Genomic DNA, 25,685 nt, shown 5'->3' with positions numbered 1-25,685 from the left:
AAAGCGCAGGGATGGGTGGGTGGGACCAACCGGTCTCAAGAAGGCTTGGGATGGTGGGGGGAGGGACTGCAGTTGTGGTCTGTCCCCCTGGGACTGGATCTAGTCCTCGAAGATCTCTTTAGCCGAATCAGCGAACATGGCCCGCTTGACCCAGGAATCGAGCACGGTCTCATCGCCGCACTCGAGAATGCGCTGACGCTCATCTTCCGAGAGCGTGATTTCTCGGGTCTCCACCATCATCAGGAGTATCCGCGTTTCCTTCTCCACCGCACCTTCGGCCTTACCTTCCGCCTTGCCCTCTGCTAGGAGCTTCTGGGCGTATTCGTGTTGGTAGAGGAAGCTTTGTGTGGCCATGAGCCTTTCCATCTCCTTCTGCGCGGGTCCGGTCAGTGATGTGGTGACGTACTCAGCGTACCGGGGGGCCGTGTCCGGGTCGATTGTGGCCAGGGCCTCGGTGAAAGTCCTCAGGATGGTGTCGATTTCGGGGTGGTTGTTGTGGGTTATGGCGGAGATCGCGGCCAAGCCGATATTGCTGATGGCTTCGGCGAGGTCGGTGATTACGGGGGTGTTGTCGGGGCCGATCACCAGGGGGACCAGGGTGAGGCCCGGGTGGCCGATCTCGATGGGAGTGGCGGCCCAGGTAGCGGTGGCTCTGTCCTGGCAGATGACCACGAGACAGGTAGGGCATTTGTCACGGGCGCGGAGACTGGTGATGCAGGCGGGCCAGCTTATGCGCTTGTGCTGGTCCGTGTGGAGCTGCACCTCGACGATGACGCCGAGGCGGTCGCTCTTGGTGCCGTAGAGGATGGCGGCGTCGGCGCGGTATTCGGTGGGTGCGCGCTGGGTGATATCGCCGGAAATGATGCGGGCGTCTTCGGTTGAGGGGATGGAGAGCTCGAAAAGAGTACGAAGGGCGTGGGCGGTTCGGCCGGGGTCGAGGGTGGCGATACCGATGAGACCTTCGTGGGTTGCACTAACCATGGCCGGAGCATTACTAAAGGCGCACAGCCAATTGCGCCAAGTTCTGATCTATTACGATTGTGTGGGTTAGGGCATGTGACCGCATTCTTCGTGGTGCATAGGGTCTCTATATGCTTTAGAGAGTAGCACGGGATGAATATGCGGTGGCTATTGATTTAGTCGGAAGGAATGAAATGTGGCTATGGCCACGTCTCCCCGCTTACGGGGACGGCGGAGCCTGTGGTGATTTGCTTGGCCATGTGAGCTATGGTCACGTCTCCGCCAGCGAGGGGTGGCAGGGGGCGGAGACCGAGGGTAGACAACGGTCCGGGTGGGTTGGAGAACCCTGTGGCTGTCGTTTCGTGAGGGGAGCCACAGCGATGACGGGGTCGGGCGGAGCCCGAAAGAAACAAGGGGCTGGGTGGGTGGGGCCTATAGGTCTGGGGACGGCTTGAGGAGTTTGTAGGCGTTTGGGTTTGCTTTGAGGGTTTTGGCCCAGTATTCGAAGGTGAAGCCGGGCCAGAGGGTGCGGTTTTTGCCGTGTTCGTCTAGGTACCAGCTGCGGCAGCCGCCTTTGGACCAGACGAGGCGTTCTAGGCGTTCTTGTAGGCGGTCGTTGTAGGCGCGGGAGGCCTCGGGGGTTACGTCCATGGCGGCGGCCTTGGCGCGGGAGAGCAGGCGCAGGCAGCTCATGATGTAGCGGACCTGGGCTTCGATCATGAAGATGACCGAGGTGTGGCCGGAGCCGGTGTTGGGGCCGAGCAGGAAGAAGAGGTTCGGGAAGCCGGGGGTGGTGATGCCGTGGTAGGCCTCGATGCCGTGCCGCCAGGCTTCCTGGATCTTCAGGCCGTTTCTGCCGATGATGCGCTGCTCATGGAGGGCGTCGACGACCTTGAAGCCGGTGCCGTAGATGATCACATCGACGGGAACTTCGCGGGAGCCCGCGACGATCGTGTGGTCGCGGATCTCGGTGATGCCGTTGGTGATCAGTTCGACGTTGGGCCTGGTCAGGGTCGGATAGTAGTCGTTGGAGAGCAGGATGCGCTTGCAGCCGATGGTGTAGTCGGGGGTGAGCCGGGCGCGCAGGGCCGGGTCCTGGATCTGGTTGGCCAGGTGGCGTTCGGCAAGGATTCGGTGGACTTTCATGAGTTTGGGGTCCAGGGCGAAGCCGAGAGCGCGAGTTTCCAGGAGCCAGTAGATCGTGTTGCGGAAGGCGCGGGTGGCGCCTGGGAGGTGCAGGGCTCGGCGGAGGCGAGTGGGGACGGGGATGTCGGGTTTGGGTTGGACCCAGGGGGCGGTGCGCTGGAAAATATGCAGGCTGGCGGCCTGTTGGGCGATCTTGGGAATGAACTGGATCGCGGAGGCGCCGGTCCCGATGACGGCAACCCGCTTGCCGGTGAGATCGACGGAGTGATCCCATTCGGCGGAGTGGAAGGCAGGCCCTCCGAACAACTCACGTCCCGAAATTTCGGGATATGACGGGATGTGAAGCGCACCGATCCCGGAGATCACCGCGTTGGTGCGGAACGTCGTTCCAGTTCCCGTGGCGATCTGCCATTGGTTGGCCGTGTCGTCGTACTCCAGGCCAGTGACTTCCGTACCGAAGCGAAAGTGCTTCTCAAGGCCGTATTTTTCGACGCATCGTCGTAGGTAGGCCCAGATTTCCTCTTGTGGGGAGAACATCCGAGTCCAGCCGGGGTTGAGCTCGAATGAGTACGAGTAGAAGTGGGACGGCACGTCGCAGGCGCATCCGGGGTAGGTGTTGTCGCGCCAGGTTCCGCCCAGTTCCGCGGCCTTCTCCAGGATGACGAAGTCGTGGTACCCCGCCGCCTTGAGCTTGATCGCCATGCCGATTCCAGCGAAGCCCGAGCCGATGATCGTTATCCCCACTGGCCCTCCCGGAACTCCCGATGCACGGCCGACACCCGGATGTAGCCAGGGCTAGCCGGAGATCACCCTCGTCCCGAGGATGGACCCAGGCCGCAGCCGTGCCAGCGCAGTAAGTCCATCATGACCACGTCCACCCCGGCTTCGTCCAGAGGCCTGGCATCCCGCGCCCCCGCTCGGGCTCCCGCGCCCCCGCCCCGGGGCCGCGCAGCCCAGCACGGCGGTGAAGTGCTCTATGGCGGCGATGATGGCCACCCGCTCGGCCATCCAGAACCGCGGCCGACCGGGGGCACGGCGTGATCGGTCACGATCTGCTCCCGAGCATGACAAAACCGCCGACGGGCGCGGTCGTCGGCGGTTGCTTATGAGGTTGTCAGCCGATCGCGAGGTACGCGACGACGGCGATCACGACAAGAAGCGCGACGCCGACGGCGATCCAGATCGGAAGCCGGGACGGCGGTTCCTGGGCGGACGCCGTCTCCTGCTGGCGGGCGAATGCCTTGAACTGCTGCGTGTTCCCGGCTGGGTCAACCTGAGGGTCGGACATGAAAGAAACTCTAGCGACACACCCTGCGCACATGACACCTGTTTGTCGGAATTGCGACACCACTGATGGGTGGAGCGCCGGTAGCCCTTCAGGACGCGGACTGGCCCACCCCGGTACGCATGGATGGGCTAGCGGGATGGAGGCGAAGTGACGACACGGTCTGACGGACGGCTTATCCGTGTGGGCCGACGGTAACTCTTGGGAGGTGCGGGCTGGCCAGCGGCTCACCCATGGGTCCTGAGGACGCGGTTGGTGGATGGCTTGCCCGTGGGGGATGGCGGTAGGTCTTGAGGGTGTGGTGAACAACATCGGAAACGAAGTCCGGCTGATGGGGGATGGCGATAGGTCTCGTGGGTTTGGGCTGGCCGGCGGCTCACTCGTAGGTTTTGAGGACGTGGGCTGGTGGATGGCTTACCTGCGGCGGCGGTGGGTCTTGGGGTGGGCTGGCCGAGGGCTCACTTGTAGGTCCTGAAGATGCGGCTGGTGGATGGCTTGCCTGTGGTGGGCTGGCGGTAGGTCTTTGGAGTGTGGGCTGGATGGTCGTTCATACCGGTGCCCGTGGGCGGACTGTCGGTGGTGCCGGATACCGTGTTAGCCATGCTGCGTACCCTGTTCTCTCTCCGGCTGGTGGTTCTTCACCTGCTGGTGATCGGGGTTCTGGTGGCTTTTACTCTGCTCGGGCGCTGGCAGTTGGCCGTGTTTGAGGAATCCGGGCGCCCGGCGGCGGCCGCAGACCCGGCCCCGGTGGCTGTGGAGTCGCTGAGCCGGGTTGGGCAGCGGCTTACCAGCGACCTGGCGGGGCGGCAGGTGGTCGCCGAAGGCGTCTACGACGCGGCCGGGCAACTGCTGGTCGCCGACCGCCGACCGGATGTGGAAGCGGTCGGAGGCAGGGCCGCCAGTGGCGCGGGATTCTGGTTGCTCACGCCGCTGCGGCTCGACGATGGAAGCACATTGGCTGTCGTCCGGGGCTGGGTTGGGACGCCGCAGGATCCGGCGGTAGCCGTACCGGCCGAGTCGGTGAAGGTGACCGGGCGATTGCGCCCGCCGGATCAAAGCGATGCGGTGCAGCGCAGCGGCGCCCTGCCTGAAGGCCAGGTCGCGACCGTCTCCACCGCGCAACTCATCAACCTCTGGGACGGTCCCCTACACGACGGCTTCCTCATTGCCGCCACCCAGGAACCGCCGCTGACCGCGACCCCCGTGGCCGTCCCCCCACCCACCCAAGGCGCGGCCCTGACCTGGCGCAACCTTGCCTACGCGGCCCAATGGTGGATCTTTGCCCTGTTCGCCGTCTTCATGTGGTGGCACTTCGTCCGCGACGCCGTCCGAACCGCCAGAACGCCGCGGGTATCTTTGACCAACCCCGAATCCACCCCGGAACCCGATCCGGAATCCGACTCCCACCCCGAACCCGTGAGCAGGTAGTAATCGTGGACTCCGCCCTCAAACCGTTCCGCGTCATGGCCTACGTCGTTGGCGTCATGCTGCTGGTGCTGACCACCTGCATCATCTTGCGCTACGGCTTCGACATCGAGGGCCCGTCCAAGATCGTGTCACCGATCCACGGCTTCCTCTACATGGTCTACCTGGTTGCCGCCGTCAACCTGGGCATGAAGGCCCGCTGGTCGTGGGCGTACATCCTGGGCGTGATGCTGGCCGGCACGATCCCGTTCCTGTCGTTCGTCTTCGAGCGCCGCGTCACCGACCGCGTGCACCGTGAGCTCGCCGCCCAGCCTGCCGTGTAGCGAACGCCGCGTAGTGAGCGCCGCCCAGCCTGCCGCCCAGCCTGCCGCGTAGCGAAGGCCGCAAAAGGAGTGCCGGACAAAGACGCGGGACCGGCGGCGCAGACCGGGTGCGCCGCTCAGGTGCCCGCATGGAGTGCGGCCGTGTAGCACGACCGGGTGCGCCGGTCAGGTTCCCGCTTGGTACGCGGCCAGGTAGTGGTCGAGTGTCAGCTCCCGATGCCCCGGCGGCGGATTCTGCGCAGCCGCTTGCGCTGGGATTCGTCCAGCATGAAGTAGGCCACGGCGGGCGCGGCCAGCAGGCCGATCACGACGAGCCAGGAGATCAGGCCAGGCAACAGCCAGATGGCGAGCAGCGAGCCCACGCCCGCACCGATGTAGTACTTCCCGAGTGGCGACATGTCGGCCCCTTCGTTTCGCGATACATCTCAATACTGCCCCATGGATGCTCTCGCCGCGCTTCACAAGTTCAGGAACGCGTCCGCGGCCGGTCTCTCTGATTTTCCCGCGGGTGATCTCGCGCACAAGAGGCAGGGACAGGTCGGCAGCCCGGCTTGTTGAGAAGGGTCACTCGCTCCGCGCGGCAATCGACACCAGATCCTCCTGATCGACGACCCACGCGGCGATCCCTCGGCCAGCACCGCCACCCCAATACGACTGCGGCATTCGCTGGACGTTCTATGCCCGCTCGACGGATTCGGAGTTGAGTGGGGCGAGGGCACGGAGCGTCCTAGGACGCTCAGTTTCTCTTGATCGGCGGCCTTCTCGTTCGCGGTGATCACGTGGGCCTGTACCGCCACCCCACGCCGCCCGTGCGTCACCCGCCCGGCAGGCCCGACGATCTCGCGATAGAACGCCCTCGAGAACTCAGAACCGGGACGAAATTGGACAGCGTCCACCAGCTGTGCCTCGTCCCCATCGCTCAGTACGTCTGCGGCGTTCGCTGGACGTTGCATGCCCGCTCAAACGGATTCGGAGTTGAGTGCTGCGAGGGCGCGGAGCGTCTGAGCCCCGCCGGGGTCCTTCTCCGTGCTGACGGGGACGATGGCCACCTCGTCCACGCCCGCTGCTGCGTACTCGGCCAGGCGGGATTCGATGGAGTCGCCGAGGAGGGCGACTGATTCGAGGAGTTTGTCGGGGATTGCGGTGAGGAGGTCGCGGGGGTGGGGGCGGGTTCGGGCGTAGTCGACTACGTCGGGGAAGCCTGCTTCGGCGAACATTTCGCCGTAGCCGGGAGCGGCGAGGTAGCCGACGATGGCGCGGCGGATCTGTTCGATGGCGGCCTGGTCGGGGTCTGCCGCGGCGGTGACCCAGGCGGCTACGCGGGTGGTGCCGGTGAGGGCGCGTAGGTCGGCGATCAGGCGGGCGGCGGAGGCGGGGGTGATCAGGTTGAGGACCATGCGGTCGGCGCGGGAGGCGATGCGGACGGCGGCGGGACCGAAGGCGGCGACGGTGAGGTCGGAGTGTGGTGCGGGGAGGCGGAGCCGGTAGCCCTGGCTGCGGGGGTGCTCGGATTTCGCGCCGTCCAGGAGGGGGCGGAGGGCGTCGACGGCTTCGGACAGGGCTTTGGTGGAGCCGGCGTGGGGGCGGCCGTGCCAGCGTTCCACCACGAGAGGGCTGGAGGTGCCGAGCGCGACCCGGACCGGACATCCGGTGAGGTCGGCTACGGAGGCCGCGCCCATGGCGATCATCATGGGGTCGCGGACCGCGACCGCCAGCGGGCCGATGGTCAGGGCGATCCTGGAGGTGGCCAAGCCGATCGCGGTCGCCAGCGCGAACGCGTCATACGTGGCCATCTCGCCGACCCAGACCTCGGGGTAGCCGAGTTCGTCGGCCGCCTGGGCGGTGCGCAGCGCCTCCTCCGCCGGGCGGTCCTGCCAGAACCCGAGGGAGACCGTCAGCTTCACACGGACTCCCCGGAGCGACCGTTGCCGCTCTGACCAACAGGGTTCTCGGCGGCAGCGTTCTGGGTGCCGGAGTTCTCGGCGTTGCGGTACTGGTCGGCGCGTACCCAGGTGGCGTGGAAGCCGAGTGGGACCCGCTGGGGCAGCAGGACCCGCGCGATCGGGCCTTGCGTGATGTCTGTGGCGTTCAGGATCTGGACTTCGGAGGTGCCTTCGCGTTCGTCGGTGACGAAGGTGACCAGGTAGCCGTCGTCTTCGGCGGTCGAGCCGTCGCGGGGAGCGAAGGGGGCCTCGCTGCCGTAGCGGTGGTCGCCGTAGTAGTACTCCTGCTTGGCGCCGGTCAGGTTGTCGTATTTCACCAGACCGTTGAAAAGGTTGGTGTCGGCGTCCATGACGGAGACGTTATACGAGTAGCGGCTCCGCTGCCCGGTGAGGCGGGCGTCGATGCTGGGGAACTCGGTGTTGTGGTCGCCGTCCACGTAGCCTTCGCTGGTCTGGCCGGTGACCAGGTTGAAGCGGTACCGGTAGAGCCGGGCGTCCAGCTTCAGGTAGGAGATCATGCGGGCCAACGGACCGCCGTCGCCCTTGGGCGCGGGGCGGCTGACCCGGCAGACGTCCAGGACGATCTCGTCGCCGGTCTCCCACGAGTTGATGACGTGGTAGATGTAGCACGGCCGAGCCTCGAACCAGCGGATCTGGTCGGCGGTCCCGCGCCGCGGGATCACCCCGAACCTGGACGGAAGCTCCCGGTTGAAGGTCAGCTTGTACCGCCCCTGACGCGCGGCCTCCATGTCCTGATAAAGCGGCAGATCCATGAGGATGGCGTAGTTCTCGGTGATGGACATGTCATGCGGCAGCCGCGCCCCGGGCAGCTCCAGCTCCACGCAGTGCTCGACCGCGCCACCCGCGCCCACCACCCCATACCGCAGGTACGGCGGCCGCGGCCCGTAATCGAACCAGAACAGCTCCCCAGTCCGCTCATCCACCTTCGGATGCGCCATGAAGTCCCCGGTCAGCGTGTCGAGAAAGGTCTCGACCCCCAGCGTCTCCAGCGACAACGGATCCAACTGGTACGGCGACCCGCACAGATACCAGGTCGCCAGCACCTTCCCCCGGTGATAGATCAGATCGGTATTGGCGGAATCCTTGAGGTTCAACCCTCGCGTGTTCCCGAACGGATTCCCCTTGGGGTTCTCCATCACCCCGGTCCACAACGACCGATCGGTCTCGGCCTGGTACGCCTTGGTCCGGACGTACCGGTTCCGGTAACGCGCCCGGCCGTCCTCGAAGTGCATCGCGTGCACCATGCCGTCGCCGTCGAACCAGTGATAACGCCCCCGCATGGGAAACCGCGCGTTGGGCCCGTTGCGCAGGTAGACGCCGTTCAGGTCGGCCGGGATCTCGCCGATGACCTTGAGGTCCGCCGCAGTGATCTCTTCCTGGACCGGGGCGTACACACCCAGCAGGTAGGGGTTCGGCTCGCCGGACTCGTCCATGATCACCGAAGGGACCGTCATGGGTTGTGCCATAATGAGACACTACGATAACAAAAGTCAGCTAGTCAATGAGCCCTTTAGAGTGGACACTTTCCACTGGTGTACAGAAAGACCGGAGTTCCCATGCCGGGTGTGCAAACCCCGACGGCGACAGTAGAGCGTGACACCGCGATAGAACTCAGCGCGATCGGGCAGGGTCTGGCCATTCTCGGCGACCGTTGGGTGCTCCTGATTCTGCAGCGGGCCTTCCTGCTGCGGGTCCGCACCTTCGCGGGCTGGCGGGATGAGCTGCGGATCTCCGAATCCGTGCTCGCCTCCCGGCTCAAGGAACTCCTCGCGCACGGGATCTTCACCACCGCCGCCTACCGCAACGGCCGCACCCGCTACGAATACCGGCTCACCGAACGCGGCCTCGATCTGTGGTCGCTGCTGGTCGCCATCTACTCCTGGGAACGCGCCTGGACGGATCGGCCGCAGCCGCCACTCATTCACGACATCTGCGGCAACGAGACGCGGGCGTACCTGGCCTGTGGCGTCTGCCGGGAGGCGATGACCGCGCGCGACACCCGGACCGTGCGCGGGCCGCTGGCCACCTTCGCCCGGGTCGGGCTGCCCCGGCAACACCGCCGCACGCTCGCCTCCCGGACCGACTTCAGCGGCTACTGCCCGGACGCGATGGAGATCCTCGGCGACCGCTGGAGCACCAGCGTGCTCGCCGCCGCCTTCCTCGGCTCGCGCCGGTTCGGCGACTTCCAGGCCGAACTGGGCATCGCGCCCTCGGTCCTCACCGACCGGCTGCGCCGCTTCGTCGAGCTGGGCGTCTTCCAGCTGATCGGCGGCCACTACCGCCTCACCGAACGCGGCCTGGCGTTCTTCCAGGTCTTCGCGTTCCTGGTCACCTGGGCCCAGCGCGAACTCCCGGCCCCGCCGGGCTCCGAACTCACCATCACCCACCACAGCTGCGGCTCCGCCCTCACCCCGGTCCTGCTCTGTACGGCCTGCGGCGACACCCTCGAACGCCGCGAAGTCCACTTCATCACGTGATTTCTCGGTATAGCCCGACATATGTTGACCGAGGCGATTCGCTTTCGTAGGGTCTCGGGAACATCGAGCGCGGGAGTCGCAATGAGGCTGCACCCGAAAGACCACGTGGAGCGTTACACCGGTGAAGGCTGGTGGACCGACGACACGATCGACCGGCTCTTACGGGCGCGGGCGGCCGAGCGGCCCGATGGGCTCGCGGTGGTCGACCCGCCCAACAAACCCGCCCTGATGGGCGGCGTGCCCAAGCGGCTGACCTGGGCTGACCTGGACGCCGAAGTCGATCGCGTGGCCGGAGTGCTGCTCGGGCACGGCGTCGGCGTGGACGACGTGGTGGCGGTCCAGCTGCCCAACAGCGTCGAGCTCACCGTGACCATGCTGGCCGGAATCCGGATCGGCGCGATCGTCGCCCCTTTCCCGGTGCAATACCGGCAATACGAGCTCACCCAGCTCGGCGTGCTCGCCAACGTCAGCGTCTTCGTCACCGCCGCCGATCGGGCGGGGGGCATCGGTGAGCTGGCCGTGCCGTCGATGCGGGAGGTGCTGGCCTGGGGCGGCGAGCTGGAGACCGCGACCGCGGACCCGGCGACGCTGGACGCGCACCTCAAGAGCTTCGAGCGGGACCCGAACGACTGCGTCACGATCTGCTGGACCTCCGGCACCGAGGCCACCCCGAAGGGCGTGCCGCGCTGCCACTACGACTGGCTCGCGGTCGCCTGGACCTGCGCCGACGCGGCCGGTCTCACCGCCGACGACGTCGTGCTGAACCCGTTCCCCATGGTCAACATGGCCGGGATCGGCGGCGTCATGCTGCCGTGGCTGCGCACCGGCTGCACCCTGGTCCAGCACCACCCGTTCGAGCTGCCCGTCTACCTCACGCAGATCGCCACCGAGCGGGTCACCTACACGCTCGCGCCGCCCGCGCTGCTCACCCTGCTGCTGCACAAGCCGGAAGTGCTGGCCCAGTTCGACATCTCCTCGCTGAGCAGGATCGGCTCGGGTTCGGCCCCGCTGCCGCCGCCGATGGTGCGCGGCTGGCAGGAGAAGCACGGCATCGCGATCATCAACTTCTTCGGCTCCAACGAGGGCATCGCGCTGCTCTCCGACCCCGACACCATGCCCGACCCGGACGACCGCGCCCGCTTCTTCCCCCGCCCCGACGCTCCCGGCACCACCTGGCCGGGCACCCTCGGCGGCACCAAGGTCAAGCTGGTCGCCGCCGACGGCACCGAGGTCGCGGGCGAGGGCGTGCCCGGCGAGCTGCGTCTCTCCGGCCCGACCGTCTTCGCCGGCTACCTGGCCGGTACGGCGGAAGCCGACCCCTTCGACGACGACGGCTACCTGATCACCGGAGACGTCTTCGAGCTGGCGGGCGACCGCTACCTGCGGTACGTGGACCGGACCAAGGATCTGGTCATCCGGGGCGGCATGAACATCGCCCCCGCCGAGCTGGAGGCCCTGCTGGCCGGGCATCCCGCCGTGGCCGAATCGGCCGTGGTCGGCTACCCCGACGAGGTGCTGGGCGAGCGGGTTTGCGTGCTCGTGGTCACCAAACCGGACACTGAGATCACGCTGGAGTCCGTGATCGAGTTCCTGCGGGCCACCGGCATCGCCTCGTACAAGCTGCCGGAACGCCTGGAGATCGTGGAAGCTCTTCCCCGCAATGCCGTCGGCAAGATCCTCAAGCGCGAGCTCCGCGAGTCACTGCTGTAGCGCCCGCAGGATGAAGGCGTAGATCTCCGCTTCGTAGTCCAAGTGGGCATATCGGCCGCTCGGTCCGGTGTGCCCACCGTCTTCTACCTCGACCCGGAAGAGCACGTTCGCTCCGTGGGCGCGGAGTTTGGCGACCCATTTGGCGGGTTCGCGGACCAGGACGCGGGGGTCGTTGACGGCTCCGGTGACCAGCAGGGGGGTCTTGGTTTCCGGGATAAGCATGTTGTCGTAGGGGGAGTAGGCGAGCATGGAGGCGAAGTCTTTGGGTTTGCGGGGGTCGCCCCACTCCTCCCATTCGTTGACTGTGAGCGGGATCGTGTCGTCGAGCATGGTGGTGACCACGTCGACGAAGGGGACCTCGGCGATGACGGCGGCCCAGGGGCGCATGCCGTACACGGCGGCCATGAGCAGGCCGCCGGCGGAGAGGCCGCGGGTGGCGATGGTGGTGACCTTGCCTTCCAGCCAGGCTGCCACGGCGACGTGGTCGGAGAAGGTGGTGGGTTTGGCGGTGAGGCGTCCGGATTGCCACCAGGCTCGGCCCATCTCGCCGCCGCCGCGGATGTGGGCGTGGGCGAAGATCACGCCTTCGTCCAGGAGCACGGAAAGAGGGGCTTCCCAGGTGAAGTCGAAGACGGCTTCGTAGGCGCCGTAGCCGTACAGCAGGCAGGGCGCGGTGCCGTCGAGAGGGACGTCGCGGCGGCGGACGACGGTGACGGGGATCATGACGCCGTCGGGGGCGGGGGCCCAGTGGCGTTCGCTGACGTAGCCGGCGGGGTCGTAGCCGGGGGTTTCGGCGGTTTTGAGCACCGTGCGCTCGCGGGTGGCGAGGTCGACCGTGGACCAGCGGGTGGGCTCGCTGTAGGAGCCGGTCTCGATCAGGATCTCGGTCGTGTCGTAGTCGTGGTTGTGCACGAGCGCGATCCGGCCCGCGGTGGTCTCCGGGTGGATCTCCCAGGGCTCGGTTCCATCCATCGGGACGACCCGGAGCAGCGGCTCCCCACCCCTGCGCAGAGATATGACGATATATCCGGCGAAACAGTCGGTCCGGTAGACACGTTCGGCCGGATTCGGAGTGACCAGCTCATGGTCCACCCGGAACTCCGGCCAGCCGTCATCGGTCGTGATGACCAGGCGATCGTTCGTCGCGTCGTGATCCACCCGGTATTCGACCCGCGGCGTCCGCCCCCGCACCGAGCGCGACTCCGCCTCCGGGGTCGCTGCGGGGATCAACCACACCTCGGTGGTGTCCCGATTGGCCGCCGTGATCGCGATGTACGCCCCTGACCGCGTCGCCTCGACCGTCACCTCGAACCGCCGATCCGGCTCAGTCAGCACAACGGCGTCCCCACCCCCCAGAACATGACGCCGCACCTCATAAGGCCGATAACACTCATCCACCACCGTGTAGAAGAAACTCGACGAATCCGCAGACCACGCCCCCGTGTAGTACGTCCCCGCCACCCGATCAGGAAGATCCACCCCCGTCTCCAGATCGCGGAACCGGAGTTCGTACACCTCATCCCCGCTCGTATCCACCGAATACGCCAGGAACCGCCCGCACGGGCTCACCTCCCGGACGCCCAACTCCACGTAACCCGCCGCTGCCAGCTCGTCGAGATTCAGCAGCACAGAACCGCCATCAGAAGCATCACGCTTTCGACAGAAGTCACCAAACTCCCTTCCAGTTTCAATCTGGGTGTAGTAGACAAAAGCCCCATGACGCCAACTGACTGAAGACTCAGTCTCGGGCGTCCGTCCAGCCATTTTGGCCGCGAGAACCTGCCGAAAGGGGGCCAGATGGGCGGTCTCCGCCGCATAGTGCCGCCGCTCGGCGAGCAAGGTCTCGCGCGCCGCCTCCGGGTCGCGCATCCAGTCGTAGTCGTCGATTCGCTCGATCCCGTGCAGCCGGTGCACCACCGGTCTACGGGGAGCGATGGGGGGCTGTGTCATGGCAGGACAGTACCCAACCGACTGATTGACCAGTCAAGACCTCGGATCGACTCCCGCCCCCGGAGGACGATATGCACCACCTCGTCAGAAGAGCTCTGAGCGTCGCGCTCGCCGCCGGGCTGCTGACGGCGCCCGCCGCGACCGCGCTCGCGCAGTCGCCCGCCCCGTCGCAGGGGAAGGTCACCTTCACCGTCGGCATCCTGTCCGATGTGGACTCCACGAACCCGTTCACCGGCATCGTGGTCGAGGCGTACGAGGCTTATGCCCTGATGTACGACTACCTGGTCACGTCCAGCCCCAAGGACGTGTCGGCGATGCCCAGCCTGGCGGAGTCGTACCAGGAGGCGCCGGACAAGAAGAGCTGGAGCTACAAGATTCGGGCCGGGGTGAAATGGTCGGACGGGCAGCCGCTGACGGCCAGGGACGCCGCCTACACCTTCAACCGGATCATCAACGGCGATTTCGAGCAGACCAACTACGGCAACTACGTCACCAACATCGAGCGGGCCGAGGCCACCGATGACACGACGTTGGTGCTGCACGTGAAGAAGCCGACGCCGATCATGGAGCGGCTGGCCGTCCCGATCCTGCCGGAGCACATCTGGAAGGACATCGACGGCACCGAGGTCAAGTCGTTCGCCAACGAGCCGGAGAACGGCCAGGCGATCGTCGGGTCCGGGCCGTTCCGGCTGATCGAGCGGCGCAAGGGGCAGTTCCTCCGGTTCGAGGCGAACAAGGAGTACTGGCGCGGCGCGCCCAAGATCGACGAGCTGGTCTTCCGGGTCTTCCTCAACGCCGACGCCGAAGCCCAGGCGCTCACCCGGGGGGAGATCGACTTCGCGTACGACCTGCAGAGCAACGTCCTCGAATCGCTGAAGAACAAGCCCGGCATCACCACCAGGGGCTCCGCCTACTCGGGCTTCGACGAGATCGCCTTCAACACCGGCGCCGCCCTCGCCGACGGCACCCCGATCGGCGACGGCCACCCCGCGCTCAAGGACAAGCAGGTCCGCCTCGCCATCTCGCACGCCATCGACCGCGACGTCCTGGTCAACCGGGTGCTGGGCGGCAACGGCTCGCCCGCCGACACCTTCATCCCGCCGGTGTATCCGGCCCTGCACCTCGACCCCGCCAACAAGCAGAACTTCGACCCGGCCAAGGCCAACCAGCTCCTGGACGCCGCCGGATACCCGAAGGGCGCCGACGGCGTACGCGAGAAGGACGGCAAGAAGCTGGCGCTGCGCCTGTTCGTCCGGGACAGCAGCGAGGAATCCCAGGCCACCGGCGAGTTCGTGAAAACCTGGCTCAAGGACATCGGCATCGACGTCACCATCAAGGTGATGTCGGAGGACGCGCTCACCGAGGTCATCGGCCAGGGCGAGTACGACATGTTCGAGTGGGGCTGGGTGGTCGAGCCCGACCCCGACTACCAGATGTCGGTCTTCACTTGCGGCAAGCGCAGCTACAAGGATGGCGACTCGATCTTCGCCGACCTGTCCGACTCGTTCTACTGCAACCCGGAATACGACAAGCTCTACGAGGAGCAGGCCGGCGAGACCGACCCCGCCAAGCGCGCCGAGCTGGCCAAGCGCATGCAGCAGATGGTCTACGACGACGCCGCGTACGCGATGACCTACTACTACGACGACCTGGTCGCCTACCGTAGCGACAAGTGGACCGGCTTCGTCCCGCAGCCCGACCCGGACGGCTCGCTGCTGTTCCAGTACGGCATCCACTCCTACCTCTCCATCGAGCCGGTCAGGGCCACCTCACCGGCGTCGGCCGCCGCGGCAGCGGAGGAATCCGGCGGCATGAGCTCCGCCCTGATCGGCGGGATCGTCGGCGCCGTCGCCGTACTGGCGGTGGGCGGCGTGCTGGTCGCCCGCAGGCGCCGTACGGCGGACGCGGACGAGCGGGAATGACCGCGTTCCTCACCGGGACCCGGGGTTACGTGATCAGGAAGATCGGCTGGTCGCTGGGCACGATGCTGTTCGTGGTGGTGTTCAACTTCTTCCTGTTCCGGCTGCTGCCAGGCGATCCGATCGGCCTCTACTCGCGGGGCCGCAACATGGCCCCCGAGCAGCTGATCAAGCTGCGCGCCGAGCTCAACCGGCCGATCGGCGCGCAGTTCCTGGAATACCTGTCCAACCCGTTCGCCAGCACGATCAACTCGGTCCGGTTCAACCGCCCGGTCTGGGAGCTGGTCGCCGAGCGGGTCTGGCCGACCGTGCTGCTGGTCGGCACCGCGATCCTGATCGCCTCGGTGGCCGGGGTCTGGCTGGGCATCCGCAGCGGCTGGCGGCGCGGCGGCACCTTCGACCGGGTGACCACCGGCGTCACCAACACGCTCTACGCGATGCCGGAGTTCTGGGTCGGCATGGTGCTGCTGATCGCGCTCCCGTTCTTCCCGAGCGGCGGCATCTCCACGCCGGGCGTGACCGGGTTCCTGGACACCGTCCTGGACACGGCCTGGCACATGGTGCTGCCGGTGACCGCGCTGGCCATCGTCTACCTGGCCGAATACACCTCGATCATGCGGGCCTCCCTGGTGGACGAGCTGCGGCAGGACTACCTGCAGCTGGCCAGGGCCAAGGGCCTGCGGGAGGACCTGGTCAGGCGGCGGCACGCGGTGCCCAACGCGCTGCTGCCCACGATGACGCTGATCTTCCTCAACCTCGGCTTCGTGATCGGGGGAGCGATCACCGTGGAGACCGTGTACTCCTGGCCCGGGCTCGGGCTGCTCTCCTATGAAGCGCTGCGCGGGCCGGACATCCCGCTGCTCCAGGCCGTGTTCCTGCTGTTCTCCATCGGGGTGGTCGTGTTCACGCTGCTCGCCGACCTGCTCTACGCGGTGCTCGACCCGAGGGTGAGCACCCAATGACGGCCAGATCGATCACCTGGGCCCGCCGCCGGACCACGCTCGCCCGGTTCTGGCGGGACTTCCGCTCCCACCACAGCGCCATGGCCGGGCTCGCCATCCTGGCCGTCTTCGCCCTGGTCGCGATCTTCGCGCCGCTGCTGGCCGACCCCGACGGGCTCAACGTGGCCAAGGCCACCGCCAAGAGTCACCAGCCGCCGTCGGCCGACTACTGGCTCGGCACCGACCAGAACGGCCTGTCCATCCTGACCCTGCTCGTGCACGGCACCCGGGTCTCGCTGATCGTCGGCCTGTCCGCGACCGCGATCGCCATCGTGATCGGCACCCTGGTCGGCATCATGGCCGGGTTCTACGGCGGCTGGGCGCGCTCGCTGCTGATGGGCTTCACCGACTGGTTCCTGGTGATCCCGTTCCTGCCGCTGGCCATCGTGCTGGCGACCGTGCTGGGCGCGTCCCTGTTCAACATCATCGTCGTGATCGGCGTCACCTCCTGGCCTGGTACGGCACGGTTGGTGTGCGCGCAGACGTTGAGCGTGCGGTCCCGGCCGTACATGGAAAGGGCGAAAGCGCTCGGGGCGGGCGACTGGCATCAGATGACGCGGCACGTGCTGCCGAACGTCATGCCGGTCGTGCTGGCCCATGTCGTGCTGACCGTGTCGATCGCGATCCTGTCGGAGACCACGCTGTCGTTCCTCGGGCTCGGCGATCCGACCGCGCAGTCGTGGGGGAACATTCTCGACGCCGCGTACGGCACGGGGGCGATGTCCAACGGCGAGTGGTGGTTCGTGTTGCCGCCCGGGATCTGCGTGGTGCTGGTCGTGCTGGCGTTCACCCTGGTCGGGCGGGCGCTTGAGGTCGTGCTCAACCCGCGCCTGAAGGAGGGTCGATGAGCCTTCTTGAGCTGAAGGACCTGCGGGTCACCTATGCCGGGGATGTGCCCGCCGTGCGCGGGGTTGATCTGGCGGTGTCGCCGGGCGAGGTGCTGGGGGTGGCGGGGGAGTCCGGGTGTGGCAAGTCCACCATCACCAACGCCGCTTTGCGGCTGCTGCCGCGCTCGGCGAAGGTCGAGGGGCAGGTGCTGCTCGACGGCGAGGATGTGTACGGCATGTCGTTCGGGCGGCTCCGGGCGATTCGGTGGGCCGAGGCGTCGATCGTGTTCCAGGGGGCGTTGCATTCGCTGAACGCGGTCCAGAACATCGGGCGGCAGATCGCCGAGCCGATCCTGCTGCACGAGCCGAAGACCTCCAAGCGGGAGGCGGATCGGCGGGTGGGGGAGCTGCTTGAACAGGTCGGACTGCCCGCGCGGCGGGCCAGGGATTATCCACATCAGCTGTCGGGTGGGCAGCGGCAGCGCGTGATGATCGCGCTGGCGCTGGCCTGCCGGCCGCGGCTGGTGATCGCGGATGAGCCGACGACCGCGCTGGATGTGATGGTGCAGGCGCAGGTGCTGGAGCTGCTGGGGGGACTGGTACGGGATCTGGGGTTGGCGTTGGTGCTGATCTCGCATGATCTGTCGGTGCTGGGGACCACGTGTGATCGGGTCGCGGTCATGTATGCGGGGAAGGTTGTGGAGCAGGGGCCGGCTTCTGCGGTGTTCGATGATTCGCGGCATCCGTACAGTGCGGCGCTGGCTGGGGCGTTTCCGCGGGTGGGGGATGAGCGGTTTAGGTATGCGCCGCGTGGGCTGCCGGGGGATCCGCCGTTTCCGGGGGATTTGCCGGGTGGGTGCGATTTTCATCCGCGTTGTCCGGTCGCTGTGGAGAGGTGCGCGACTTCTGAGGTGGGGTTGACCGCGCTCTCCTCGTCGTCCGGATCCGAACCGTCCGGGCGTGAGTTGTCCGAGTCGGATGATGGCCGGAGCGCTGCCTGCTTGCGTGCCGGGGAGACTGGCCTGGATCTGCGAGGTGCTCGATGAGCTCGGCGGATATTTCGGAAATGTCGGATGTGGTGGCGCTGGCTGCGCGTGGGGTCTGCGTGCGGTTCGGGGCGGCGCGGGCCGTGGACGGGGTGGATCTGGAGATCGGCGCCGGGGAGATCGTGGCGCTGGTCGGGGAGTCGGGGTGCGGGAAGACGACGCTGGCGCGGAGCCTGCTCGGGCTGGTGAAACCCGCTTCGGGGAAGGTCGAGTACGGTGCTCGGCCGCTGGGGTATTCGCGGGGGGATCTGAAGGAGTTCCGGCGGCATGTGCAGCTGGTGTTGCAGGATCCGAGCGGGTCGCTGAATCCTCGGCACACCGTGTATGAAGCGGTGGCGGAGGGGTTGCGGATTCACGGCGTCTCGGACGACGAGGAAGTCCGGGTGGCCGCGGCGTTGTCGAAGGCCGGCCTCCGCCCGCCTGACCGATTTTTCATGAAATATCCGCATGAGTTGTCCGGGGGGCAGCGGCAGCGGGTCGTCATCGCGGGCGCGCTCGTGCTCGACCCCGACGTGCTCGTCGCCGACGAGCCCGTCTCCTCCCTCGACGCCTCGGTACGCGGCGAGATCCTGGCGTTGCTGCTGCGCCTGCGCGCGGAACTCGGCCTGTCGGTGCTGGTCGTCACGCACGACCTCGGGCTGGCCTGGAACATCGCCGACCGGGTGGCCGTCATGTACCTTGGCCGGATCGTGGAGACCGGGGACACCGCCGAGGTGCTGATGAATCCCCGCCATCCGTACACGAAGGCGCTGCTGTCGGTCGTGCCGGAAGTGGCCCGGCAGGAGCCGATCGTCCTGGTCGGGGAGACACCCGATCCGTCCCGAATCCCCGAGGGTTGCCGCTTCCGGCCGCGCTGCCCCGCGTACGCCACCGGGTTGCCCGCCGAGCTCGCCACCCGCTGCGAAAAGGAGTCCCAGCCCGTGCTGCCTTCGGACCGCGGCCACCACGCCGCCTGCGTACTCCCATGAACGTCGGCGCCATCTGTTCCGATCTGATCAGGATCGACACCACCAACGAGGGCGACAACCGGGGACGGGGCGAGCGCGCCGCCGCCGAGTACGTCGCCACGTTCCTCGCCGACCGCGGCGTCGAAGCCCAGATCCTGGAAACCTCGAAAGGCCGCTCCAACGTGGTCGCGCGGATCCCGGGGACGGGTTCCGGCGATCCCTTCCTGATCCACGGGCACCTGGACGTGGTCCCCGCCGCCGCCGAGGACTGGGCGTTACATCCCTTCTCGGGCGAGATCGTCGACGGGGTCGTCTGGGGACGCGGCGCCGTCGACATGAAGGGCACCTGCGCGATGACCCTCGCCATGGTGGCCGAATGGTTCCGATCAGGCGTACGCCCCGACCGCGACCTCGTGCTCGCCTTCACCGCCGACGAGGAGGCCACCGGCGAGTACGGCTCCTACTACCTGGTCCGCGAACACCCCGACCTCTTCGACGGGGTCCGCGAAGCGATCAGCGAGGACGGCGGCTACAGCGTCGTCCACGCCGGCAAGCGGATCTATCCGGTCGCCGTCGGGGAACAGGGCATGGCCTGGATGCGCGTACGCGCGCACGGCACCGCCCAGCACGGCTCCCTGCGCGCGAGCGACAACGCGGTCGCCGAGATCTGCCACGCCATGTCCCGCCTCGCCGCGTACGAGTGGCCGCTGCAGCTCACACCGGGCGTCCGCGGCATGCTCGACGGCATCGCCACCGCCTTCGGCCGCCCCTTGGACCTCACAGACCTGGACGGCGAAGCAGAGCGTCTCGGCAAAGTCGGCGAACTCTTCAAGCACGTCCTCCGCAACTCCGCCAACGTCACCATGCTCAACGCCGGCTACAAGGTCAACGTCATCCCCGGCTCCGCCGAAGCCCAGATCGACGGCCGCTTCCTCCCCGGCTCCGGCGAGGAGTTCCTCACCACCATCGACACTCTCTTAGGCCCCAAAATCACCCGCGAATTCATCTGCTTCGAGGACGCCCCCGAAGCCGACCCCGGCGGCCCCACCTTCGACGCCCTCTGCGCCTCCCTCATCGCCGAAGACCCCGCCGCCCTCCCCATCCCGTACGTCATGAGCGGCGGCACCGACGCCAAAGCCTTCAATGAAAGAGGCATCGTCACCTACGGCTTCGCCCCCCTCGCCCTCCCTCCCGACTTCGACTACAACGCCATGTTCCACGGCGTCAACGAACGCGTCCCCGTCGCGGCCCTCGAATTCGGCGTACGCGTCCTGGACCGCTTCTTCCGGCGTTCGGATCTTCGGAGGTGAGCGTCGTGGCGACGGTGGTCTGGTCAGCTGAGACGTTGGCGCATGTGCCCGGGGCCGAGATCTGGATTGGGGTACGGACGCCGGGGACTGAAGTCCCGGAGCGGGTCACGGTCATTCGGGACGAGCTGGCCGCGGGTGGGTTTCCGATTGTCGAGGCAGTGCCGCACGGGGACGAGGTGCTGCGGGCGGTGCACGAGCCCGCGTTCGTGGATCATCTGCGGGAGGTGTGGCAGAAGTGGGAGGACGGCGGCTATCCGCGGGACTACGGCCAGGATCGGGTGGTGCCGTATGTTTTCCCGACTGAGGCCATGCTCGCCGGAATGCCCGCGCATCATCCGGTAGCGACGCATGCCCGCGCGGGCCTGTACTGCTACGACACGATGACCTTGGTCGGGCCGGGCACCTGGCAGGCCGCGCGAGCCGCTGTGGACGCGGCCCAGACCGCCGCCGACCTGGTCGCAGCAGGGGAACGGGTGGCCTACGCCCTTTGCCGCCCGCCTGGACATCACGCCACCCCCGCCGGCTACGGCGGTTCGTGCTACCTGAACAACGCCGCCGTCGCCGCACAAGCCCTCCGCGACCACGGCTTCGCAAAAGTGGCGATCATCGACGTGGACGCCCACCACGGCAACGGCACCCAGGCGATCTTCTGGGAGCGCCCGGATGTCTTCTACGGTTCCGCTCACGTCGACCCCGGCGCCGGATGGTTCCCCCACTACGTCGGCTTCGCCGACGAAATCGGCACAGGCTCCGGCCAGGGCACCACCCTCAACATCCCGATCACCCCCGAATCCGGCGACGCGGCCTGGCTCTCCGCCCTCACCCGCCTCCGCGACGCCGCCGGGATGTTCGGCGCGGAAGCCGTCGTCGTCTCCCTCGGCGTCGACGCCGCAGCCGACGACCCAGAAAGCCCGCTCCGCGTCACGACCTCCGGTTACCACCAGACCGGGACGATCATCGCCTCCCTCGGCATCCCCATCGTCGCCGTCCAAGAGGGCGGCTACCACCTCCCGTCCTTGGGCACCCTGGTAGCCGAAACCCTCCACGGCCTAGCCGGCTGACAGCTCCCCGCTCTGACCATCAGCGCCATGATCACCGCGTACGCGATGCCCGCGAGCGAGACTTGGGTGGCGATCGCGGGCAGGTACCAGCCGGGGCCGTCGGCGAGCACCTGAGGGACGGGCTCGCCACTGGCCCCGCTGAGTACGAAGGGCGACGCCATGGGCGCCGCCAGCAGCAGGAACAGGGAGGGCCGACCCCATCGGCCGGCGGCGCTCACTTCGACGCGCATAAAAGAGACCATAGCCAGCCGCAGCGCGCAGACGCGGCCACGCCAGGGCGCCGGGCTCACGTACTGCTTGGCCGCGCTACGTTCCGTGTGTGCCGCAGAACGGGGGTGATTATTGTCGTTCGCGACAAGGTGTTGTGGTGCGGTCGCGGGAGAAACCGTGAGCGAACGGGACGACCTGCTGGATACGGTGCGGGCACGGCTCAGGCAGGTGACGGTGACCGGTGACTCGTCACCGCTGCTGGAAGCTGTCGCGATCGCCGATGCTCGGCACCTGGCCGCAGGCCTGACTGGCCAGGATCTTGAGGCGCGGCGTGTGCTCGGCTGGTGGCATTGGTACCGCTATCAGGCGCTTCCCGAGGGAGAGGACCAGGACGATCTGGTCGCCGCGGCCGAGATGTTCGGCGCGTGCTTTCTGGCCGAGGTCGCTGACGAGGATCTTCCGGAACCGTTGTTGCCGATCTTGGCCGCCCAAGCGGTGTCGCATGCGATCACGTTGCTCAACGAGGCGTTGAACTCGGCTGATCCGGATCTGCTGGAACGTGGCGTCCGGCTGTGGCAGCGCATTGCCGACCTCACTCCGGCCGATCACCCCGCCCGTAGTGGATTCCTGGCCAACCTCGGTATCACGTTGCGGGAACGGTTCGAGCGCGGCGGCGATCCGGCGGATCTGGAACTGGCCATCACCAATTTGCGTCAGGCCGTGAAAACCGATCACCCTGACCATGCGGCGATGCTCAGTAGCCTCGGTAGCGCGTTGCGGGTGCGGTTCGAGCATGGTGGCGGCCCAGCCGATCTGGAGGAGGCCATCACCTGCCTGCGCCAAGCCGTGGAGGCAACCCCACTCGATCATCCCGGTAACGCCAGCCGGTTGACCAATCTTGGCAACGCGCTCCAGGTGCGGTTCGCTCTCACCGGCGATCGGGCCGATCTGGACCAGGCCATCATCGTTCAGCGGCAAGCCATCGACAGCATCTTGCCGGATCACCCACACCGGGCAACGATCTTGAGTGCGCTCGGCAACGTGCTTCAGGCTCAGTACGCGCGCGTGGGCGAACCGGCCGATCTGGATCAGGCCATAGTCGCCCACCAGCAGGCCGTCGAGATCACTCCGAAGGATCACCCCGGCCGCGGTGCACGCCTGAATAACCTGGGCAGCGCGCTCCAGGTACGCTTCGCCCGTACCGGTGATCTGGCAGATCTGGACCTCGCCATCTCGTGCCTGAACCAGGCGCTGGACTCCACCCCGCGCGACCATACGACGATCTTGGGCAATCTCGCCGACGCGTTACAGGCGCGGTTCGCCCGCAGCGGAGCGGTCGCGGACTTGGAGCAGGCCATCACCGGCATGCGCCTCGCGGTGGAAAGCGCCCCACTCGGGAACTCTGCTCGCGCCGCATACCTGAGCGGTCTTGGGAACGCGCTGCAGACACGGTTTGCCCGCATCGGCGACCTGCGCGACCTGGAAGAGGCCATCACCAGCGTGCGCCAGGCCGTCGAAGCGACTCCGCACGATCACGCGGAACTGGCGATGATCTCGAACAATCTCGGCAACATGCTGCTGACACGCTTCGTCCACACCGGCGCCTTGGCGGACCTGGAAGAAGCGATCACCAGCCTGCGCCAGGCGGCCGAAACGACCCCCCACGACCACCCGGGCCGTGCCATGCACCTGAGCAACCTCGGCAGCGCGCTTATGACACGATTCACCCGCACCGGGCACACGGCGGACCTGGAACAGGCCATTGCCATCGAACGGCAGGCGGTGGAAGCCACCCCACGCGACCACCCCGACGGCGCCCTCCGCCTGTCCAATCTCGCCAACGTCCTGCAGACGCGGTACGAGCGCAGCCAAGCCTTGGCGGACCTGGAAGAAGCGATCATCAGCCTGCGACACGCTATGGAGATCACTCCACCCGATCACCGCATAACGATCGTGAACAATCTCGGCACCGCGCTCCTGGCAATGTACGAGCGCAGCGCCGGTCCGTACGACCTGGAAGAAGCCATCACCCACCTGCGGCAGGCAGCGGAGATCACTCCACCCGACCACCTCGACCGCACAATGATCTTGAACAATCTCGGCAACGCCCTCCAGACCCGGTACGAGCACAGCGGCGTCGGGTCAGATCTGGAGGAAGCCCTCATCATCCAGCAACTCGCCGTGGACAGCACCCCACCCGACCATCCCGCGCGCGCCGCCCGGCTGACCAACCTCGGCATCGCCCGGCAAACGCGCTATACGCACAGCGGTAGCCCGGCAGACCTGGACCAGGCGATCAACGCCCTCCGGCAGGCCGTACGGGCCACTCCGCCCGATCACCCCGCACGGGCCGCGCGTCTCACGAACCTTGGCATCGCGGGGCAGATCCGGTTCGAACAGAGCGGGCATGCGGCGGACCGAGATGAAGCGGTGGAGGCCTATGAAGAGGCGGCTCGGAGTGCGGTGGGAGCTCCATCCCAGCGGATCCGTGCGGCGCACCAAGCCGCCAGGCTGATCGAGGCAGATCCCACGCGAGCCGCCGGACTCCTGGAAACCGCGGTCCGGCTGTTGCCTGAGGTGAGCCCTCGGCAACTCGAACGCTCCGATCAGCAACACATGATCGGCCAATTCCCCGGGCTGGCCGCCGACGCGGCCGCCTATGCCTTGGCCGACACCACCACACCTTCCGACGTTCGCGGCCAGCAGGCTCTGCGGCTGCTGGAAGCGGGACGGGCCGTTCTGCTCAGCCAGACCCTGCACACCCGAAGTGACCTCAGCGACCTTCGCGAGCGGCACCCGGACCTGGCCGACCGGTTCATGGCCCTGCGTGACCAGCTCGACCAGCCGGTCTTACGGGAGGCCGCTGGGCAGGCCGTATCACCGATGGATGACCGCCACCGGATGGCGGCTGAATTGGCCGACGTGATGGAACGGATCAGGTCGCTGGGCGGATTCGCGTCCTTTGCCCTCCCGCCTAGCATCGAGGAACTGACCGAACAGGCGACCTCGGGACCGGTGGTCACCTTTAACGTCAGCTCTTTTCGTAGTGACGCCCTCATCCTCACCCGTACCGGCATCAGCGCAGTGGAACTGCCCGGCCTCGATCAGGCGAGCCTGGTCGACCGGATCGACCGGTTCCGCCAGGCTCTGAGCAGCCGGGACGACGTGGTCATCCTGGACGTGCTCGCCTGGTTGTGGGACGTCGCCGCAGGCCCGGTCCTGCACGAACTCGGCATTGACGGCCCGCCTCCGGGTGACATCACGCGGTGGCCGCGGGTGTGGTGGGCACCGGGCGGACTGCTCACGCTCCTGCCGATCCACGCCGCCGGACACCACAGAGCTGGCCCTGACCCACAACATCGCGCTGTGCTGGATCGGGTCGTGTCCTCCTACACCCCGACCGTCACCGCTCTGCGCCATGCCCGCCAGCACCCCGCCGCCCGTACCCCGCCCACCGGCGCGGAGCGGGCGCTGATCGTGGCCATGCCCACGACACCCGGCCTGCTCTACCGTGGCCGGTTACCCCAGGTCATCCGGGAGGCTCGCCTGGTCGCCGACCACCTGCCCGGCGCTGTCGCGCTCACCGAACCGCCCGGTCGCGCAGCCGGCCCTCCGGCGGAGACGACGCCGACCAAGGCCCGCGTCCTGACTCACCTGACGACCTGCGCGATCGCCCACTTCGCCTGCCACGGTCTCAGCGACCCCACCGACCCGTCGGCCAGCAGGCTCCTGCTCCACGACCACCAGCACGACCCGCTCACCGTCGCCAGCCTGGCCCCGATCACCCTCAGCCACGCCCGCCTGGCCTATCTGTCGGCCTGCTCCACCGCGCTCACCAGCCACACGGACCTGCTGGACGAGTCCATCCACCTGACCTCGGCCTTCCAGATGGCCGGATTCCCGCACGTCATCGGCACCCTGTGGGAGATCGCGGACAGATCCGCCGTGCAGATCGCCGACACCTTCTATTCCGCACTGGCCACGGGGGACGGGAAGGTGGACACCCGCCGCGCCCCCTATGCTCTGCACCAGGCCGTTCAATCCCTCCGCCGCCAGGACCCGCTCACCCCATCGCAATGGGCTGCGCACCTCCACGCGGGCGCATGACGCCCATCGCAGGCTCA

The 25,685-nt window shown here is 67.3% G+C and carries 20 protein-coding genes and 1 pseudogene; 13 read left to right on the top strand and 8 right to left on the bottom strand.

What is annotated here, in order from left to right:
* Window positions 1–99: 99 nt before the first annotated feature.
* The 3 genes from Amac_RS48845 to Amac_RS54220 form a co-directional block, all read right to left on the bottom strand.
* Complete coding sequence (locus Amac_RS48845; RefSeq protein ID WP_155361260.1) at window positions 100–981, bottom strand: RpnC/YadD family protein; 882 nt, start codon at window positions 979–981, stop codon at window positions 100–102.
* Between the two features lie 411 nt (window positions 982–1,392).
* Window positions 1,393–2,850 (bottom strand): flavin-containing monooxygenase, encoded by a 1,458-nt coding sequence (locus Amac_RS48840; protein WP_281356417.1) that lies wholly within the window; start codon window positions 2,848–2,850, stop codon window positions 1,393–1,395.
* 370 nt (window positions 2,851–3,220) lie between these two features.
* Window positions 3,221–3,394, bottom strand: a complete 174-nt coding sequence (locus Amac_RS54220) for a hypothetical protein (protein ID WP_170323039.1) — start codon at window positions 3,392–3,394, stop codon at window positions 3,221–3,223.
* Between the two features lie 597 nt (window positions 3,395–3,991).
* On the opposite strand from Amac_RS54220, the gene Amac_RS48835 reads away from it, so the two are divergent.
* Window positions 3,992–4,819, top strand: coding sequence for an SURF1 family protein (locus Amac_RS48835; protein ID WP_155361259.1), 828 nt, complete (start codon window positions 3,992–3,994; stop codon window positions 4,817–4,819).
* A 5-nt stretch (window positions 4,820–4,824) separates the two neighbouring features.
* The gene (locus Amac_RS48830) at window positions 4,825–5,139 is read left to right on the top strand and encodes a DUF3817 domain-containing protein (protein WP_155361258.1); all 315 of its coding nucleotides are present in this window, start codon (window positions 4,825–4,827) and stop codon (window positions 5,137–5,139) included.
* A gap of 206 nt (window positions 5,140–5,345) precedes the next feature.
* Here Amac_RS48830 and Amac_RS48825 read toward each other — a convergent pair whose 3' ends face one another.
* From Amac_RS48825 to Amac_RS48815, 3 genes are all read right to left on the bottom strand, one after another.
* Window positions 5,346–5,537, bottom strand: a complete 192-nt coding sequence (locus tag Amac_RS48825; protein ID WP_155361257.1) for a tail-anchor membrane protein — start codon at window positions 5,535–5,537, stop codon at window positions 5,346–5,348.
* Between the two features lie 561 nt (window positions 5,538–6,098).
* On the bottom strand, window positions 6,099–7,043 hold the full coding sequence (locus tag Amac_RS48820; RefSeq protein ID WP_155361256.1) for an LLM class F420-dependent oxidoreductase: 945 nt from the start codon (window positions 7,041–7,043) through the stop codon (window positions 6,099–6,101).
* Window positions 7,040–8,557: a carotenoid oxygenase family protein gene (locus Amac_RS48815; protein WP_155361255.1), complete on the bottom strand. Its 1,518-nt coding sequence runs from the start codon at window positions 8,555–8,557 to the stop codon at window positions 7,040–7,042. Before Amac_RS48815 ends, Amac_RS48820 begins: the two co-directional genes overlap by 4 nt.
* 102 nt (window positions 8,558–8,659) lie before the next feature.
* Between Amac_RS48815 and Amac_RS48810 the strand changes: the two genes are divergently transcribed.
* Window positions 8,660–9,580: a winged helix-turn-helix transcriptional regulator gene (locus Amac_RS48810; protein WP_155361254.1), complete on the top strand. Its 921-nt coding sequence runs from the start codon at window positions 8,660–8,662 to the stop codon at window positions 9,578–9,580.
* Between the two features lie 81 nt (window positions 9,581–9,661).
* Entirely contained in the window at window positions 9,662–11,290 is a 1,629-nt protein-coding gene (locus tag Amac_RS48805) for a class I adenylate-forming enzyme family protein (RefSeq protein ID WP_155361253.1), read from the top strand.
* Here the strand turns inward: Amac_RS48805 and Amac_RS48800 are convergent.
* Window positions 11,279–13,240, bottom strand: coding sequence for a S9 family peptidase (locus Amac_RS48800; RefSeq protein ID WP_155361252.1), 1,962 nt, complete (start codon window positions 13,238–13,240; stop codon window positions 11,279–11,281). The two genes, Amac_RS48805 and Amac_RS48800, sit on opposite strands and share 12 nt — an antisense overlap.
* Window positions 13,241–13,311: 71 nt before the next feature.
* On the opposite strand from Amac_RS48800, the gene Amac_RS48795 reads away from it, so the two are divergent.
* The 7 genes from Amac_RS48795 to Amac_RS48765 are packed head-to-tail and all read left to right on the top strand — an operon-like array spanning window position 13,312 to window position 21,351.
* Complete coding sequence (locus Amac_RS48795) at window positions 13,312–15,162, top strand: ABC transporter substrate-binding protein (RefSeq protein ID WP_155361251.1); 1,851 nt, start codon at window positions 13,312–13,314, stop codon at window positions 15,160–15,162.
* A complete protein-coding gene (locus Amac_RS48790; RefSeq protein ID WP_155361250.1) occupies window positions 15,159–16,121 on the top strand; it encodes an ABC transporter permease in 963 nt (320 codons plus the stop codon). The genes Amac_RS48795 and Amac_RS48790 overlap by 4 nt, the downstream gene beginning before the upstream one ends.
* Entirely contained in the window at window positions 16,118–17,008 is an 891-nt protein-coding gene (locus Amac_RS48785) for an ABC transporter permease (protein WP_155361249.1), read from the top strand. Before Amac_RS48790 ends, Amac_RS48785 begins: the two co-directional genes overlap by 4 nt.
* Window positions 17,005–18,033 (top strand): ABC transporter ATP-binding protein, encoded by a 1,029-nt coding sequence (locus tag Amac_RS48780; RefSeq protein WP_155361248.1) that lies wholly within the window; start codon window positions 17,005–17,007, stop codon window positions 18,031–18,033. Before Amac_RS48785 ends, Amac_RS48780 begins: the two co-directional genes overlap by 4 nt.
* Window positions 18,034–18,053: 20 nt before the next feature.
* Window positions 18,054–19,001 (top strand): ABC transporter ATP-binding protein, encoded by a 948-nt coding sequence (locus tag Amac_RS48775; RefSeq protein WP_155361261.1) that lies wholly within the window; start codon window positions 18,054–18,056, stop codon window positions 18,999–19,001.
* The gene (locus Amac_RS48770; protein WP_155361247.1) at window positions 18,998–20,290 is read left to right on the top strand and encodes a M20/M25/M40 family metallo-hydrolase; all 1,293 of its coding nucleotides are present in this window, start codon (window positions 18,998–19,000) and stop codon (window positions 20,288–20,290) included. Before Amac_RS48775 ends, Amac_RS48770 begins: the two co-directional genes overlap by 4 nt.
* Before the next feature lie 5 nt (window positions 20,291–20,295).
* Window positions 20,296–21,351, top strand: a complete 1,056-nt coding sequence (locus Amac_RS48765) for a histone deacetylase family protein (protein ID WP_170323038.1) — start codon at window positions 20,296–20,298, stop codon at window positions 21,349–21,351.
* On the opposite strand, the gene Amac_RS48760 is transcribed toward Amac_RS48765, so the two are convergent.
* Window positions 21,291–21,581 (bottom strand): hypothetical protein, encoded by a 291-nt coding sequence (locus tag Amac_RS48760; RefSeq protein ID WP_155361245.1) that lies wholly within the window; start codon window positions 21,579–21,581, stop codon window positions 21,291–21,293. The genes Amac_RS48765 and Amac_RS48760 overlap by 61 nt on opposite strands.
* A gap of 394 nt (window positions 21,582–21,975) precedes the next feature.
* Here Amac_RS48760 and Amac_RS58250 point away from each other — a divergent pair.
* Both Amac_RS58250 and Amac_RS48755 read left to right on the top strand, forming a co-directional pair.
* Window positions 21,976–22,515 (top strand): annotated as a pseudogene (locus Amac_RS58250) (hypothetical protein); the annotation flags it as partial.
* A 330-nt stretch (window positions 22,516–22,845) separates the two neighbouring features.
* Complete coding sequence (locus Amac_RS48755) at window positions 22,846–25,668, top strand: CHAT domain-containing tetratricopeptide repeat protein (protein ID WP_246269186.1); 2,823 nt, start codon at window positions 22,846–22,848, stop codon at window positions 25,666–25,668.
* The last annotated feature ends 17 nt before the right edge of the window (window positions 25,669–25,685 follow it).

It is taken from the genome of Acrocarpospora macrocephala, from assembly GCF_009687865.1.
In the GTDB taxonomy this organism is placed as follows: Bacteria; Actinomycetota; Actinomycetes; order Streptosporangiales; family Streptosporangiaceae; genus Acrocarpospora; species Acrocarpospora macrocephala.
This window is presented reverse-complemented; position numbering and strand designations above follow the sequence as displayed.